The organism is Clostridium beijerinckii HUN142 (assembly GCF_000621745.1).
Taxonomy (GTDB): domain Bacteria; phylum Bacillota; class Clostridia; order Clostridiales; family Clostridiaceae; genus Clostridium; species Clostridium beijerinckii_A.
This window is the reverse complement of the sequence record NZ_JHXK01000033.1, coordinates 45875-60830: the sequence shown is the minus strand read 5'-3', so window position 1 is coordinate 60830 and position 14956 is coordinate 45875. Positions and strand designations below refer to the sequence as shown.

Sequence of the window (14956 nt, the reverse complement as noted above, 5' to 3'; positions counted from 1 at the left end):
TTTACATTTATTAATTTTCCTAGCATTCCGTTAACCCAATTATCAACATAAACCTTACCACATGATGTGCAAAATCTACTTTTACATGTAAATCCAACTTTCTTTATTTCACCACAATCATCACATTTTAATTCAATGTAGCCATTACTTATATCCTTGCATTTCATAACTTTTTTCACTTCTGCAATAACATTAGGTCTAATTTTATTTTTATATTTTTTATAAAATTCATTCCAATTTTCTTCTAATATTATTCTTAATTTACTCTTAATCATTTCATCAATTTACCACATAAATTTACTCAATACAAGTCTACACCGCGCTTTCAGCGATCGGAATTTTTATACTTTCCTATACAATAAAAAAATCTCTCGTATTATTAAAATACAAGAGACTTATTAGCTAGCCAATACTTCCCTAAGAACGAATTAATCTAGATTCATATTTTAATATATCTGTAAGATCACATCCTACTACTTCACATATTTTATCAATATGATCTAAATTTACTCTATTATTTAATTCATGATAGACTGTATAATATTTAATTTCATTTAACAAATCCTAAAGGATTATTTATTTAGCCCACTCTTTCAACGAGCATATTTTTCAACTTATCAATTTAAAAATACAACTTACCAAACCAGCTTTACAGCTTACTTCAGAGCTATTAAATAGTATGAATTGCTAACATATACTATAGATATAAGAAATAAGGGGGGACGTGGAAATGAAAATCACTATCGAAAATATCCCTGCTGGATAAGAACCGGAAATAATAATAAAATGTAACGAGCCTGACGAATCATTACTCCAATTAATTTATTCGCTTAAATCATATTCTAAAAAGCTTATTGGATTTACAGATGCACATCATTAACCCTAAAGATGTATTCTATTTTGAATCTGTGGATAATAAAGTCTTTATTTATTGTAAACAAAAGATTTTTCAATCAAAACTTAAGCTCTACGAAATTGAGTCTGAATACGAAAACAATGATTTTTTTAGAGCATCGAAATCGATAATTATTAATATTTCCAAAATAGAATCTGTTAGCCCAGTTTCCTATGGCAAATTTCAAGCATTACTACAAAATGGAGAAAAAATATTCATCTCAAGACAATTTGTTCCTGTATTCAAAAAGAAGCTAGGATTATAAGGAGGGATTATACAGAGTAATCTATTAATTAAATATGTTCTATCTGCTACTTTTATTTGTAGATTTTATCACTACATATATTCTATTAGTACATAATTTCCTCAATTTTAATAACACTATGTAATGAAAAACTTTCGTTTTTGTAACATTTTTCTTACTTTACAATATATTAACTAATATGGAAAGTAACAATTTTTCCATGTAGCGTTAATCTTTATGTGTATTAATAAAAAATTTATATTACCTTTCGTTTTTATAAAAAAGCAGTAGTCAGAAACCTCCTGACTACTGCTATTATATATCCATTAACATAAAAGAAATAAAGGGAATAGAAATTTCTCTCTACTACCTTTATTTCGAAATGCTTAAATGAATACCAAAGCAATCTTATCAATTGCCACAATTAAATTTTAATACATTTTAACAAAACTGTAAACTTTTCCTTCATATTAATATGCATGTATTTATACTGCTGACACTATCTTTAACTTGTAATATATTAATTTTATGTTAGTACTCACCAATTATATTTCTTAATCTTAAACAAACATGACCGCATATTTAACTTAAAAAGCAGTAGTAGGATTAATCCTAACTACTGTTTCGTTTATTCTATTTGATTATAGCTATACTTAGCAATCTAACATTTTTCAATTATATAATTCATTGTAACTGTAATTTTATTTAAATATCTTTAATTTTAAATATTATTATTCGATTTTAACATTTTTTATCTTCTGGTACATTAGTAGGATCTTCAATTAAAGTAGTGAAAAAATAATCATGTTGATGTCCATCTGCAACAGTTGTTCTACCCTTTATTAAATGAATGTGTTTTCCACCTAGAAGATAAATAGCTGGACCAGTAGTATCACAAATCTCGTGAAAATGATCACCAAAAGTATCTGTAAACTCAGCTACTTTATGAATATGAGTTTTCCCATATTTAATTGGAGGACCAGTCACGCCAGCAATACGATGATTGTGTAATTCACCTTCATCATCTTCTTCATAATCTGTACTTGATTCAAATTCATGATTATGATTTTTTATCTTGTAATATTTTTCGTCATAATCCTTTTTATCGTTATAATCACATTTATTTTTATCGTAATTATAATAATTGTTTCCCATCTTCTTTTCCCCTTCGTTGTTTATTATAAATTATTAAATTAATAATCTCTTAATCTTATATTATGCTAACTTACATAATTTGTTATTAATTTTACTAAAAAAATAAAAGGTAGCCTAAGTATATAAACTTACTTCCTTTATATTTATGCATAATTGAATTTTTATTACGTAATTATATAATAATATATTTTATTTATAGGAGTAATTTTATGCGAAATATACAACCTCAATCCTTTGATTTTAAATCAATTAATGGAATCTCAACGGAACAGTTAGATGAACATTACAAACTATATAAAGGTTATGTAAATAAATTAAATGAAATTTGGAATATTCCCTATATACCTGATAACTATACTGATAACAATGCAACATATTCCAAAATGCGCAGCTTAAAACTTGGAGAAACATATGCATTAGACGGTGTAAAACTTCATCAACTTTATTTTAGAAATATGACTGGAGGTAATAATACCCCTAGTGGTCCTGTATTTAATTCTATACTAAGTCAATTTTCTTCTTATGATAATTTTATATCCTATATTACAAATGTAGGGTTATCTATGAGAGGTTGGGCAGTACTTTCTATTGACTCCATAGATAATAATTTTCATATAATAGGAAGTGATTTGCACGATACTGGGGCTGTATGGCTTTCCTATCCTATATTAGTTATGGATCTTTACGAACATGCATATTTTATGGATTTTGGTACTGATAAAGGAAAATATATATCTACATTTATAAAAAACATAAACTGGAATATTTTAAATAATAGGTTTAGAAATTATATTCGCTCAATGCAAAATGCAGATATGAAAAGAATTAATCATTATCCTTTTGAATTTCGTAATTTATCTTTTATTTGATTTTCTTATATTTCATTCTTTTTTATTTTATACTTTATTAACATTTTTTCTATACCATAATATATTAAAATAAAAGGTAGATTAAGTATTTTTTCCCAATCTACCTTTAAAACTAGTATTCGTGAAATCTAGCCGAACATATTATATCAATTATTACGTTATACATCAAGCAATTCATTTTTGACATATTCATTAATAGTATCTTCTTCACCTTTAAATATTTCTGCTAAGTATAAGATTACTTCTTGTTGCTCTTCTGGAAGATCTCTTATTGTATCTTTGATTGTATCTATAGTTACATCCTTCATAAAATAAAATCACCACCTTAATATTATTGTGGAATATTATATTATATCAAGCTAAAATAATCCATAGTATAAATATTGGAAATTTGCTAATACTATAGTTGCTAATCTTTTATAGCTTGGCAGGTTGCCAAAAGACAGTAAATTAATTAATGTTTGCTGTCTTTTGTTCTTTTTTCTTAGAATTTCCAATATAATAATAGTGGTTGGGTATTCTTGGTTCATGTATATATACTTAAATGGATTATATTTTATGTATGATCCTTATTTTTTATTAAAATTTATAGTAATCTATAATACTATGTAATAATAAACTTTTATTTGGGTAACATTTTCCTTACTCTACAATATATTAATTAATATAATTGGTATTTTCTCCATGCCTTAATTTTTTAGCAAGAATAGACAGAAAATATTATCATCTTTAATGTTTATTTTTTAATATAAAAAGCAGTGGTTAGAGACCTCCTGACTACTGCTTTTGAAATAAAAAACATAATTTACATTAACAAGTTCCATAATACCTTAGATTAATCATATAATAATATACAAACTTTTGTATTTACACATAAACAATAAGTAGATAACTATTTATATTTACAAATAACTAAAAGGTAGACTAGTATGACTAACTGCTATACCTCTACGATCTGGAATTTGTGAAATTCAGCAAAAATTATTATAATACATAATTTTTTAAATGTAGAATAAATTCTTCATGGAGAGACAATCTAGTATTAAATATTGTAATTTTATAAATATTCGTGGAGGGTTAAAATGAAAATATTAAAAAAGATACTATCTCTTGCTTTCATCTCTATATTTTTATTACATAGTATTAACCAAACTACATATGCTAGCCCAAATAGTAGTTCTCAAACTCCGCTTAAAGTAGGTGTATTCTTAAATAGCTTTAATGACCTATTTATCTCTAATGTGAAAAAAACTTAGAAGATATTCAAAAGGAAAATGAAGATAAAGTTCAATTTACTTTTTTTAATGCAAGTGGAAATCAAGTTACTCAAAATGAAGATATTGATAAAGCACTTAATGGAAATTTTGACCTTTTTGTATTAAATCCAGTTAGTACTAATATGGATCAGCTTCAAGATACTCTTAATAAAATAGTACAGAAGAATATTCCATTAATTTTATATTATGCAAAAACTAATCCAATAATAAATTTTATTAAAAACTACCATAATTCTGTTGTTATTGATACAGATATTAATCAGTCTGGAACTCTTCAAGGTAAAATCCTAGTAGATGCATGGAATTCTAATAAAGAAAAATTAGATAGAAATAAAGATAATATAATTCAATATGTTATGCTAAAAGGTCCATCTAATAGTCCAGAAACAATTGGAAGAACTAAATATGCGATTTCAACAATTAATGAATCAGGAATAAAAACTCAGGAGCTTTTGTCAATACCTTGTAATTGGGAAGAAGAATGCGCCAGAACTTCAATGGAATCAAGCCTATTAACACTTGATGGTAAAATCGAAGCAATAATTTCCAATAATGATGCCATGGCAATAGGTGCCATTAAAACGCTTCAAAAATATGGCTATAATAAAAGTGATAACTCAAGAAATATTCCAGTTATCGGTATTGATGGATTGCCAGAAGCTCAAGAATTAATTAATCAAGGCATTATGACTGGTACTGTTGTACAAGATTCACGTGCCCATGCTAACGCAATATATACCATAGGAATGAATCTAATTTCTGGCAACACTCCTCTCAATGGCACAAATTATAAATTTGATGAAAGTGGAGTTACGATTAATATGCCTTATCATGAATATAAACCACAAAAGCAATAGTTGTTGGATTACTCCTAGCCACAGATTCTTATTTACATCCTCTAACCTTGATTATATAATCTAAATTTTATCTTTAGAAGAAAATCATATTATTAAACAGAATACCCTAGATGGAGGATTATAATGTGGATATTAAAAAAAGTATTAGTTATAGTACTATTAATGAATATTACAGTAAAATTCACTAGAATTAGTACATTTTATGATCTAAATTTGAACAATAGAAATATAACCAATGTTGCCGTATTATTATATACATTTGATCCATTTATGTCATCACTTAAACAAAGTTTAGAAAATATCCAAAAGGATAATGCTGATAAAATAAAATTTACTTTTTTTGACGGCAAAAATAATATAGCAACACAAAATGAAACAATAGATTCTATTTCAAAAAATGATTTTGATTTAATTTTAGCAAACTTAGCTGATACAAGTGAAAACTTTGTTGAAGATATTATTCTTAAGGTTAAATCAAAAAATCTTCCAATAGTTTTTCTAGATGTAGATCCAAAAGTAGTGTCAAAAGTTTCTAAATATTATAATAAAGCTGCTTTTATATTGGCAAATTCTGATTTAGCTGGCACTGTCCAAGGTAAAATTCTAGTTAATCTATGGAATATTAATAAAAGTGCACTAGATAAAAATAATGATAACATTCTACAATATGTTCTATTACATGGTGAAGCTAAAGATCCAGTAACAATCGACAGAACAAAATATGCTATTTCAACAATTAATAATTCAGGGATAAACACAGAACAATTAGCATTTGTGAATGCTAATTGGCTTAAGACCTTATCTAAAGATTCTATCGAATCCTTATTTCTTAGATATGATGGTAAAATTGAGGCAATAATTTCAAATAATGATGATATGGCAATAGGGGCAGTTGAGGCACTTCAAAAATATGGCTATAATAAGGGTGAAAAATCAAAAAATATAGCTATTGTTGGAATTGATGGAATTCCCGAAGCAAAATATCTAATTGATAAGGGACTTATGACTGGTACTGTTATTCAAGATCCTAAAGTTTTAGCAGAAGTGTTCTATAATGTGGGAATGAATTTAGTTAACAATTTAAGTCCCACAGAAAATACAAACTATAATGTTGTTGATGGAGAAATTATAGTTCCGTTTCCTTATGAGGAGTATATAAAAAAATAAAGGGCACAGGATTACGCCCATGCCCTAAAAATTACTTTATATCATAACACCAGCATCTCAAAGTTTCTTTTAATTCTAGGCATTTGCTTGCAGGTTTTGAGTTTCAATCCACACACCTTTATTAGCTCCCTCACGTAACACATAACATCTTCAAAATACTTTATTAGCACCATTATAATTTGCTGAACTTTGTAGAAAATAGTTTGTAATTACATATACTTTTTTTATGTTGTACACTCCACCTCATCATATAACTAAATGTATTACAAATAATAAAATATTTTGCGAATGCAATATTATAAAAGAACAAAAATACCACAAATTCATTTCTTTGAATATTGTGGTATATGAATTCCTTTATAATTTCAAAACAATAAAAATCTAAATTACTATACTGTAAATGTTTAATTCCATTCTTCAATCTCTATCCTTTTATACAAATTGTCATTCACATAAATTGCAACTTCATCATGATTCAAACATATCTTTCTCCAAAGAATTTATTAATAATTTATATTATGAGCATGAATCTTAATAGTTACTTATCATAAATATTTCTGAATATTGTAGTATATCAATCCGTCATTAATATTCCTATATAACTAATTAATTAATATCCTAGCTGCTTTCCTACAATAATTACCTTTATTCTATCCTTAATAAACTGCCCTCTAATAATTGTAAAATCATTGCATATTCTATTTGAACTTTTACAATCTACACAATACCCTAAAGTTGTGCATGGAGTATCTTTTCCTAATCTTTTAGCGTCAATTGGAGCGGAGTAACTTCTAACTCTTCTTTCAGCATCTTCTATGTCTTTAACTATTTTATTTATTCCAGTCACTAGAATAACCTGTTTAGGCCCATAAATCATCGGTGCAACTCTACTTCCATTACCATCAATGTTATATAGTTCTCCCTCTTCAGTTAAAGCATTTGTACTACATATAAAAGTATCAGCAGAAAAATTTTGTATATATATTTGCTTTTTTTCTTCACTTGTAATATCTTCTCTGTACTTATCTAAAAAATTATATTTACCTTCACGAAGAAAATTTATAACACCCATTTCAGAAAGTGTCATCGAATCTCCAACACCTACTACAGAATTTTCATCGATAAGCTCTTTTAAAAGTTTTATTAATTCCACCTCATCATTAATAAAAAATCCTGCCATATTACGTTTTTTTAAATTATTTATAGTTCTTTCAATTTGTTTTTCTCTATACCATAAAACATTGTTATCCATTGAAATATATTTTTCCTTTCTATACTAAAGTTACATACCTTTTAATCATAATTTACTATTATAGCATGAATTATAAATATCTTATTGTTTAGATCATTTATAATTATTTCGAATTATATATTTTCCTATTCATTCGTAGCAAAATAGTAATATCACTACTCTTCGCTTTTTCATTAATTAATTTATGAAAGAGTAATATTGACTTTGATAATAAAGAAATCACTTTTGATAAGGCATTAATAAAAGGTAAATTGGGATGGAAATTAGGAAAATTAAAAACTGAAACATCTTATAGAGCTCTATAATGTAAATCTGCTTTATGAAGTACTGTTAATACACCTATTAAAAAAAGCATGATATAATAGCCCCTTCATAAAAGCCAATTCCAATGGCAAGTCCCATACATGCACATGCCCAAAGACCAGCTGCAGTTGTAAGGCCTTTAACTTCATTACGCCCAACTACGATAATAGTACCTGCTCCTTTAAACGGTTATTCATCTAAATTAAATTATTTTTCTCAGTTTACATATTATATATATTTTTGCTATTGTATGCTATCCTAAATACTATAAAAACATATTATGGAGGCATGCTCATGGATAATTCAAATATGATTAAACTCGTTAATCAATATAAAAATGATTCAGAATCTGTTTATAACACATGGCTCACGTATAACGAAACTAGACTTAAAGCATTTAGATCAATAAGACGTGGAGTAATAGATATCATTAATTCTATTAAAACTAATTGTTTCGGAAATGACTTTAAAGGTTCTCCATTAGAATTTGTCCTTAAGTGCATAACGGAACAAAAGCAAGTTTTTGAAGGTGCGGCACACCCTTTTTTTGGAAACCTAAACTTAGAATACCTGATATTTATGAAAATGAAGAAAACAAGAAGATTTTTGGTCAATTTTTAGAATCTTGTTTGTCAGCTAATAATGAGGACAAGTTAATAAAAGAAATTATAAAATTAGATAGTTATAAGATAAAAGGCTTAGGTCCAGCCGTAGCAAATATACTTTATTTCTTGCATCCTACGCTAATGCCTCCTTTTAATACTGCCATGGTAAATGGATTTAATGCTGTTTTTTCTGATAAAAAGAAACCCGGCTCTTGGACTGATTATTTACATATGAGAGAAGTAATTATAAAAACTAATGAAGAACTAAATCCTTTATTATCAAAAGACTTAGGTGCTATTTCAGGTTTATTATTTGATGTAGGTACCGGAAAAATTTCTTTAAGTGAGAATTGGGAAACTTCACTAAACTTTGAGCAAAATAAATTAGAAAAAGCATTAAATAAACACCGTATTGAAGTAGAAAAAAGCACCTCCATATATTCAGGAATATTGCGTTTAGTTGACTTAGCATCATCACTACGCTCTAAACAATATAACTTTTTCCTAGTTGCCCCTGACTCACGCGAAAAAGAAATAATTGCTCAATTAAATCGACCATCATTTAGAAACTTAGAATGTATTACTTTAAGGTATATGTTATTTTCAAAACTATATGAGAACTCTAATTCATTAAGTACCTTTGGTGATGATTATAAAATACTTTTTAAGATTGCTAATGAAGTTAATACTTGTATTTAATACGCTAAAATAATATAAAGGTAGCTAGATAACTCTATATTATTTCTACTGTTGTATAGTATTACCCTTTTACCAGATATGCCAAATATTTTTATTCCATAGAGCAATACATCTTACTCTATTATTCTAATTTTAATAAAATACACCAAAATTCTTTAGCTTTTGTAATAATATGGCTTTTATTTCAAATATTCTTCTTAACTCATTTCTTCACTTACAAATCTTTCTTTTAATATATTTAATGAATTGTCGCTAACGCTGCAAACTTTAACATAACTTTTTTCCTCTTGCTTAAAAATTACATATATAACAGCTTCAATTAAAAATATAGTTATAATCATCATACCATCCCAAATTCCCATCATATTCAATCATCCTTTCATTTTCATATTTATATCCATTAATTTTGTCTTACCTCATGCTTAAATTCAATTATACTAATTCCCCATCATTTGCCCATATTTTCTATGTCTATAGATTGCATCATCTTAGCCATAGATCCATATCCGTTATTTTGCATTTTATTTTCTTTAATATATTTCTGAAAATATTAAGATTTTGAGGATTTACTTGATACTTATATTGAGCTATAACTTTACTACATAATAACCTCCTTTTAATTAGTAATAAGAGCCTCAGCTTCTAGTGCTTCGGCTCTTACTAGTGTTTTACCATCTATTATAATGGACTCTAGTTTCATCAAATCTATCTACAAATTCATTTTTCTGCCCATCTGGATATCCTACGGGAATTAACGCAAAGGGTTCAATATTTTCAGGTAAATTAAACATGTTTGTTATATACTTTATTCTCTCTTCAACAGGTGAGACTCCAACCCAAACTGCCCCAAGCCCTAGATCTGCTGCCCTTAAAAGAAGATTTTCTACAGCTGCTGACATGTCTTGCAGTGAAAAGTCTGGAAATATCAGTCCATCTTTTCTTGATAAAACCACAAATGTTACTGCTGAATTTGCAACAATACCTGAATAAGGGCTTGTACATGCTAATTCCTTCAATATATCTTTATCATCAACTACTAAGAACTCCCAAGGTCGTTGGTTTGCTGCCGATGGTGCTTGCATTGCAGCCCTTAAAAGTTTTTCTATTTTATCATTCTCAACTGTTCTCTTACAATACCTTCTTATACTTCTTCTATTTAAAATTGAATCCACTTCTAAAGACCTCCCATATGTTAAATTTATATTTATATTAATAAAATTATTTTGCCTGCTTTACAGCTTCTAAAAATTCTTCAGCTGAATCCTTAATAACTAGTTCGTCATTGATATAGCCAAAGCTTTTTCCCTTATTTTGGCCACATAAGCCTATACAGCCTAAATATAAATTTTCTTCTAGTACATTGTTTTTTAATAGTTCAACATCTACTCCTGAACAATTTGGACAAACTTTTATCATTTTCTATTCCTCCTAAAATCTTAATGCCCTTAGTTTACATTACAAATATATAACACACAAGTATGCACTTTTAGGTAATTGAAGTTACCTAAAAGTAAGTAATTAGTTTAATAAAAACTTTGTTAACAATAAATTTATTTAATCTTAATAGACCAATTTGAATTTAACTTTAGTTTTGATATACTATTACTATCTAAAAATTATATTTAATAAGGAGAAACTATGATAAGTTATAATGACAAAAAATTTGTTTGTTATTTAGATTTAGCCTTTGAACTAATAAGGGGAAAATGGAAAGCAGTTATTCTATGTAATTTAAATGAAGGCCCTAAAAGATTTCTAGAGCTACAAAGATTTACAGGTGACATTAGTGCCAAAGTATTAACTGAAAAGCTAAACGAACTAGAAGCAGATAAACTTATTGAAAAAAAAGTTTTTGCAGAAATTCCTCCACGCGTGGAGTATTTTCTCACTGAAAGAGGGAAGAAAATTTTCCCTGGCTTAGAAATGATTCAGCAATGGGCAATAGAAACCTTCCAAAATGATGTAATGGTTGAATAATATATTTCCCAATTCATTAAACTCTGATTTCAAAGATAAGAATAGCCTACAAAATGTGCCATAATTTAACACTTTGGTAGGCTTAATTCGCTCTGTGTTAACAATATCTTTTCATAAAAATCAAATTGATGCTAAGGCTTTTAATCAGTCTATTAAGCTTTTAATTTATATTTTATCAGAATCTCTTGCGAGAAAACGTATAATTTTAAAGGCATAAAGTTACACCAGCTCATTAATAAGTTTTACTTTAAAAATAACTATATGATATTTAGATCAAGAAATCAGCAAGAACCAATTGAACCAGATATAATAAGCTAACATGGCTCTATTAAAAATTCACGTTCCATCCTTATACCATATAGTTAATTCTAGTTTAAATTAAAATTTGTTTAAAATATCCTTTCTAGTAAATCAAGTTTATTTAGTTTTCTATTTAAAAAGAGAAAGATTTTACTCTTTCTCTTTTTTGTAATATGATTGTTACTTTCTTAATCCATAAAAAGCTATCTTATAAAGTTCTTCCAAGTCCTCTGTACTAGTTGCTCTTGGATTTGTAGCAGTACATACATCATCAAAAGCATTTTGAGACATTTCTTTTAATACAGCATTGAATTTATCTTCACTTATTTCAGTATCAGTCAATTTGTTAAATGAATCTGGAATTCCTAAAGTTTTATTCACTTCTCTTATATAATCAGATAAGTTTTCAATGCCTAAGCTCCTTTCTATTAGCGCATACTTATTTGTACCCTTTCTGTTATATTCGATAACAGAAGGAAGTAAAATGGCATTTGCTAAACCATGAGTTATTCCAAACTGTCCTCCTATACTATGTGCTAAACTGTGAACAATACCTAGAGATACATTACCAAATGCCCATCCAGCAATATTAGATGCATTATGCATCGCTTCTCTAGCTTCCATATCTTGTCCGTTTTCATAAGCTTTAGGAAGCCATTTAAATACTAATTTAACTGCTTCAATAGCTAATGGATCTGTTAGCATATTAGCAACATTTGAAACATAGGCTTCTAAAGCATGTGACAATACATCCATACCTGTATAAGCAGTAGCATTCTTTGGCATTTTAGCTGGAAGATCTGAATCAACTATTGCAATATCAGGTATTATCTCTGAAGATACAATTGGATACTTTGCATGAGTCTTAGTATCTGTTGCCACAAAGCACCCTGTAATTTCTGATGCTGTTCCACTCGTAGATGGAATTGCAACAAATCTTGCTTTGTTTCTTAGTGTAGGAATTGAATTTGGTTTAATTATATTTTGGAATTCTAATTCAGGATATTCATAAAATGCCCACATACCTTTAGCTGCATCTAGAGATGATCCTCCTCCTATAGCAATGATCCAGTCTGGCTCAAACTCCAACATGTCTTTTGAGCCTCTAATAATTATATCAACTGTTGGATTCGGCTCTACGTAATCTATAACTTTAACTTCAATACCTGATTCATTTAGATACTTTTCTGCCTTTTCAATAAAACCAAATTTCCTCATGGAAGAACCACCAGTTACAATCATTGCCTTCTTCCCTTGTATTTCAGAAAGATACTCCATAGATCCTTGTCCTGAAACAATAGTATTTGGTATTTTAAACATAGAATAACTCATTATTTATCTCCTTCTCCCATATATTTTAATAATGTTTCCCCAGCAAGTCCAAAGTTCTCAGGTTCTACTTCATTAATAATTATCCTAAAGAACTCTTTAGGAATTTGAATAAGCTCACTTAATTCATCAGTTACCTTTTTTATCATCTTTTCTTTCATTTCTTTTGTTTGTGGTGTTATATCAATTTTTATTATAGGCATAAGTCTCAACCTCCTTTTATTGGATTAATTTATATGGTTTAATCCATTAATATTGGTAAATCGATTTACACACATAGTGTATATAATTATCCAATAACAAACAAGTATGCACTTTTATGTAATAAAGTTTCCTAGAGGTAACCTTTAGTTATACGATATTAAATGTATATAAACTTTTTTGTTATGTGCCAAAACCACAATTTAAAGGTCAGAAATTTCATATATGGTTACATAAAAGTAAGTGTTGACATTAAATAAATAATATTTTATTATTACCGTATGAATGATTATTCATTCAAAAGGAGGTCCTTTAATTAAATGGATAAAAAAGCTTTAATTTTGAAAAGTGCGTTAAAACTTATAACTGAAAATGGATTCCATGGAACCCCTGTATCTATGATATCAAAGGATTCAGGTGTTGCTGCTGGAACAATTTATTTGTATTTTAAAAATAAAGAAGATATTTTTGATGAATTATATATTTATGTAAAAGCAGATTATAATAATGCTATTGTAAATGGCATGTATGAAGGCATTAGCGTAGAAGATGAATATCACTTAAAATGGACAAACATGGTTAAATATCTTATTAATAATCCGGCAGAAGCTAAATACATAGAACAATACCTTACCTCTCCAAGTGCAAATAAGGTGTTAATCAAAGATAAACTTGAAAAATGCGCTGAATTGAGAGATTTATATAAAAGAGCTATTATATCTGGTGTTATCAGAAATATTTCTTATGAAACTGTAATAACTACTATGCTCGGTACTGTGAATCAACTATTTAGAATGCATAATTCTGATATTTTAAATATAGATGAAAAAATCATAGAAGAAGTTTTTCATTTATTTTGGATTGGCATAAAAAAATAGATACTTAAAGAAATTCAATATTTATAAAAGTTATTGAGTTTTTTTATTGAAAGCCTGTAAATGAATATTCATTCAGAATTATAAAAATATGCTTACATAACATTTTAAATTTAGAAAATTAAATATATTTTATTCACTAATATAAAAAGGGGGAGAACTGTTTTGATAGAACATAATAATAAGAATTATGTTTGCCCATTAGATTTAGGCTTTGAAATTATAAGAGGCAAATGGAAATCCATAATATTATTTAACTTATATGAAAGTTCAAAAAGATTTTTAGAACTTAAAAGGGCTGCCATAGGTGTAAGTCCTAAAGTGCTAACTGATAATTTAAAACAGCTTGAATCTGATGGCTTAATAAACAAAGTTGTATACGCTCAAGTTCCACCAAAAGTAGAATACTCGCTTACCCAAAAAGGTGAAGACTTAATTTCCGCTTTAACTATAATTCAAAATTGGTCTAAGAAGTACTATTTAAATATTAAATAATAACACCAGTTATTTAATCAACTAAATTATATGTGTTGAAGTACTACTCCTCCCTCACCTTGCCTAAAATAAGAATACTTTACTTGTTTCTACACACTAGCGAATATTCTTCTTTATCATTGATATTACTTCGCTTAAAACCAGTAATATCAATGACCTTAAGGAAAGTTCAAGTTATTTATCATACCGTTCACCATTCATTATCCTAAATCATATTTAAATGCTTTTATTACAATCAAACTTCCTATTATAGACATTATGTAAATCTCAAATTCATAATTTATTCTTTATTTCAAAAGATAATAAGGGTAGATTATCTTTTCTAAAATAAATAGTCTATCCCTATTGTGCTACAAAATTTACATTCCTCCATATTTATTCATTAATTTCTTATCAATTTAATAATCTAACAAATAATTCATTTCGTTAAGCCTTAGCTTTCTAAGTAAGAGAACC

At 27.6% G+C, this 14956-nt stretch carries 18 protein-coding genes and 2 pseudogenes; 9 read left to right on the top strand and 11 right to left on the bottom strand.

The features are described 5' to 3' along the window. Nucleotides 1-275, bottom strand: a 275-nt coding sequence (locus T483_RS29210) for a transposase zinc-binding domain-containing protein (protein ID WP_026886919.1), incomplete at its 3' end; no start/stop codon positions are given. Nucleotides 276-417: 142 nt separating this feature from the next. Then, complete coding sequence (locus T483_RS30545) at nucleotides 418-561, bottom strand: helix-turn-helix domain-containing protein (protein ID WP_080697013.1); 144 nt, start codon at nucleotides 559-561, stop codon at nucleotides 418-420. A 305-nt stretch (nucleotides 562-866) separates the two neighbouring features. Between T483_RS30545 and T483_RS29205 the strand changes: the two genes are divergently transcribed. Further along, on the top strand, nucleotides 867-1160 hold the full coding sequence (locus tag T483_RS29205) for a LytTR family DNA-binding domain-containing protein (RefSeq protein ID WP_242841873.1): 294 nt from the start codon (nucleotides 867-869) through the stop codon (nucleotides 1158-1160). Nucleotides 1161-1880: 720 nt separating this feature from the next. Here the strand turns inward: T483_RS29205 and T483_RS0115150 are convergent. Beyond that, nucleotides 1881-2294 carry a YmaF family protein gene (locus tag T483_RS0115150; protein WP_026887625.1) on the bottom strand — a complete coding sequence of 138 codons (414 nt, stop codon included), beginning with the start codon at nucleotides 2292-2294 and terminating at the stop codon, nucleotides 1881-1883. Nucleotides 2295-2503: 209 nt separating this feature from the next. Between T483_RS0115150 and T483_RS0115145 the strand changes: the two genes are divergently transcribed. Continuing rightward, the gene (locus tag T483_RS0115145; RefSeq protein WP_026887624.1) at nucleotides 2504-3163 is read left to right on the top strand and encodes a superoxide dismutase; all 660 of its coding nucleotides are present in this window, start codon (nucleotides 2504-2506) and stop codon (nucleotides 3161-3163) included. Between the two features lie 158 nt (nucleotides 3164-3321). Here the strand turns inward: T483_RS0115145 and T483_RS31645 are convergent, their stop codons facing one another. Then, nucleotides 3322-3471, bottom strand: a complete 150-nt coding sequence (locus tag T483_RS31645; RefSeq protein ID WP_196244883.1) for a hypothetical protein — start codon at nucleotides 3469-3471, stop codon at nucleotides 3322-3324. Nucleotides 3472-4245: 774 nt separating this feature from the next. Here T483_RS31645 and T483_RS29200 point away from each other — a divergent pair. Continuing rightward, nucleotides 4246-5297: pseudogene (locus tag T483_RS29200) on the top strand (galactose ABC transporter substrate-binding protein). Nucleotides 5298-5420: 123 nt separating this feature from the next. Further along, nucleotides 5421-6464, top strand: a complete 1044-nt coding sequence (locus T483_RS0115130; RefSeq protein ID WP_026887623.1) for a galactose ABC transporter substrate-binding protein — start codon at nucleotides 5421-5423, stop codon at nucleotides 6462-6464. Nucleotides 6465-7074: 610 nt separating this feature from the next. Here the strand turns inward: T483_RS0115130 and T483_RS0115125 are convergent. Next, nucleotides 7075-7716 carry a lactate utilization protein gene (locus T483_RS0115125; RefSeq protein ID WP_026887622.1) on the bottom strand — a complete coding sequence of 214 codons (642 nt, stop codon included), beginning with the start codon at nucleotides 7714-7716 and terminating at the stop codon, nucleotides 7075-7077. 298 nt (nucleotides 7717-8014) lie between these two features. Next, nucleotides 8015-8205: pseudogene (locus T483_RS30540) on the bottom strand (MgtC/SapB family protein); the annotation flags it as partial. Nucleotides 8206-8313: 108 nt separating this feature from the next. Here T483_RS30540 and T483_RS32180 point away from each other — a divergent pair. Both T483_RS32180 and T483_RS29195 read left to right on the top strand, forming a co-directional pair. Continuing rightward, the gene (locus T483_RS32180) at nucleotides 8314-8640 is read left to right on the top strand and encodes a hypothetical protein (RefSeq protein ID WP_242841872.1); all 327 of its coding nucleotides are present in this window, start codon (nucleotides 8314-8316) and stop codon (nucleotides 8638-8640) included. Between the two features lie 8 nt (nucleotides 8641-8648). Beyond that, complete coding sequence (locus T483_RS29195) at nucleotides 8649-9323, top strand: hypothetical protein (RefSeq protein ID WP_242841871.1); 675 nt, start codon at nucleotides 8649-8651, stop codon at nucleotides 9321-9323. A 197-nt stretch (nucleotides 9324-9520) separates the two neighbouring features. Here T483_RS29195 and T483_RS31640 read toward each other — a convergent pair whose 3' ends face one another. The 3 genes from T483_RS31640 to T483_RS0115105 all read right to left on the bottom strand — a co-directional run bounded on the left by T483_RS31640 (nucleotide 9521) and on the right by T483_RS0115105 (nucleotide 10739). Beyond that, nucleotides 9521-9688: a hypothetical protein gene (locus T483_RS31640; RefSeq protein ID WP_035790225.1), complete on the bottom strand. Its 168-nt coding sequence runs from the start codon at nucleotides 9686-9688 to the stop codon at nucleotides 9521-9523. 303 nt (nucleotides 9689-9991) lie between these two features. After that, a complete protein-coding gene (locus T483_RS0115110) occupies nucleotides 9992-10495 on the bottom strand; it encodes a nitroreductase family protein (RefSeq protein ID WP_026887621.1) in 504 nt (167 codons plus the stop codon). Between the two features lie 46 nt (nucleotides 10496-10541). Continuing rightward, nucleotides 10542-10739, bottom strand: a complete 198-nt coding sequence (locus tag T483_RS0115105; protein ID WP_026887620.1) for a hypothetical protein — start codon at nucleotides 10737-10739, stop codon at nucleotides 10542-10544. A 222-nt stretch (nucleotides 10740-10961) separates the two neighbouring features. Here T483_RS0115105 and T483_RS0115100 point away from each other — a divergent pair, with 222 nt between their 5' ends. Next, a complete protein-coding gene (locus T483_RS0115100; RefSeq protein WP_026887619.1) occupies nucleotides 10962-11300 on the top strand; it encodes a winged helix-turn-helix transcriptional regulator in 339 nt (112 codons plus the stop codon). A 480-nt stretch (nucleotides 11301-11780) separates the two neighbouring features. On the opposite strand, the gene T483_RS0115095 is transcribed toward T483_RS0115100, so the two are convergent. Then, a complete protein-coding gene (locus T483_RS0115095) occupies nucleotides 11781-12932 on the bottom strand; it encodes an iron-containing alcohol dehydrogenase (RefSeq protein ID WP_035790221.1) in 1152 nt (383 codons plus the stop codon). Further along, a complete protein-coding gene (locus T483_RS0115090; protein WP_026887617.1) occupies nucleotides 12932-13132 on the bottom strand; it encodes a tautomerase family protein in 201 nt (66 codons plus the stop codon). Before T483_RS0115090 ends, T483_RS0115095 begins: the two co-directional genes overlap by 1 nt. Before the next feature lie 318 nt (nucleotides 13133-13450). Here T483_RS0115090 and T483_RS32475 point away from each other — a divergent pair, with 318 nt between their 5' ends. After that, nucleotides 13451-14008, top strand: a complete 558-nt coding sequence (locus T483_RS32475; RefSeq protein WP_026887616.1) for a TetR/AcrR family transcriptional regulator — start codon at nucleotides 13451-13453, stop codon at nucleotides 14006-14008. 162 nt (nucleotides 14009-14170) lie between these two features. Then, nucleotides 14171-14500: a winged helix-turn-helix transcriptional regulator gene (locus tag T483_RS0115080; RefSeq protein ID WP_026887615.1), complete on the top strand. Its 330-nt coding sequence runs from the start codon at nucleotides 14171-14173 to the stop codon at nucleotides 14498-14500. Nucleotides 14501-14956: the final 456 nt, after the last annotated feature.

Bases quoted from the DNA above. Each gene is read 5' to 3' on its own strand.
- T483_RS29205 (WP_242841873.1), top strand. From the start codon at position 867: ATGCACATCATTAACCCTAAAGATGTATTCTATTTTGAATCTGTGGAT.
- T483_RS0115150 (WP_026887625.1), bottom strand. From the start codon at position 2,294: ATGGGAAACAATTATTATAATTACGATAAAAATAAATGTGATTATAAC.
- T483_RS0115145 (WP_026887624.1), top strand. From the start codon at position 2,504: ATGCGAAATATACAACCTCAATCCTTTGATTTTAAATCAATTAATGGA.
- T483_RS31645 (WP_196244883.1), bottom strand. From the start codon at position 3,471: ATGAAGGATGTAACTATAGATACAATCAAAGATACAATAAGAGATCTT.
- T483_RS0115130 (WP_026887623.1), top strand. From the start codon at position 5,421: ATGTGGATATTAAAAAAAGTATTAGTTATAGTACTATTAATGAATATT.
- T483_RS0115125 (WP_026887622.1), bottom strand. From the start codon at position 7,716: ATGGATAACAATGTTTTATGGTATAGAGAAAAACAAATTGAAAGAACT.
- T483_RS32180 (WP_242841872.1), top strand. From the start codon at position 8,314: ATGGATAATTCAAATATGATTAAACTCGTTAATCAATATAAAAATGAT.
- T483_RS31640 (WP_035790225.1), bottom strand. From the start codon at position 9,688: ATGATGGGAATTTGGGATGGTATGATGATTATAACTATATTTTTAATT.
- T483_RS0115105 (WP_026887620.1), bottom strand. From the start codon at position 10,739: ATGATAAAAGTTTGTCCAAATTGTTCAGGAGTAGATGTTGAACTATTA.
- T483_RS0115100 (WP_026887619.1), top strand. From the start codon at position 10,962: ATGATAAGTTATAATGACAAAAAATTTGTTTGTTATTTAGATTTAGCC.
- T483_RS0115095 (WP_035790221.1), bottom strand. From the start codon at position 12,932: ATGAGTTATTCTATGTTTAAAATACCAAATACTATTGTTTCAGGACAA.
- T483_RS0115090 (WP_026887617.1), bottom strand. From the start codon at position 13,132: ATGCCTATAATAAAAATTGATATAACACCACAAACAAAAGAAATGAAA.
- T483_RS32475 (WP_026887616.1), top strand. From the start codon at position 13,451: ATGGATAAAAAAGCTTTAATTTTGAAAAGTGCGTTAAAACTTATAACT.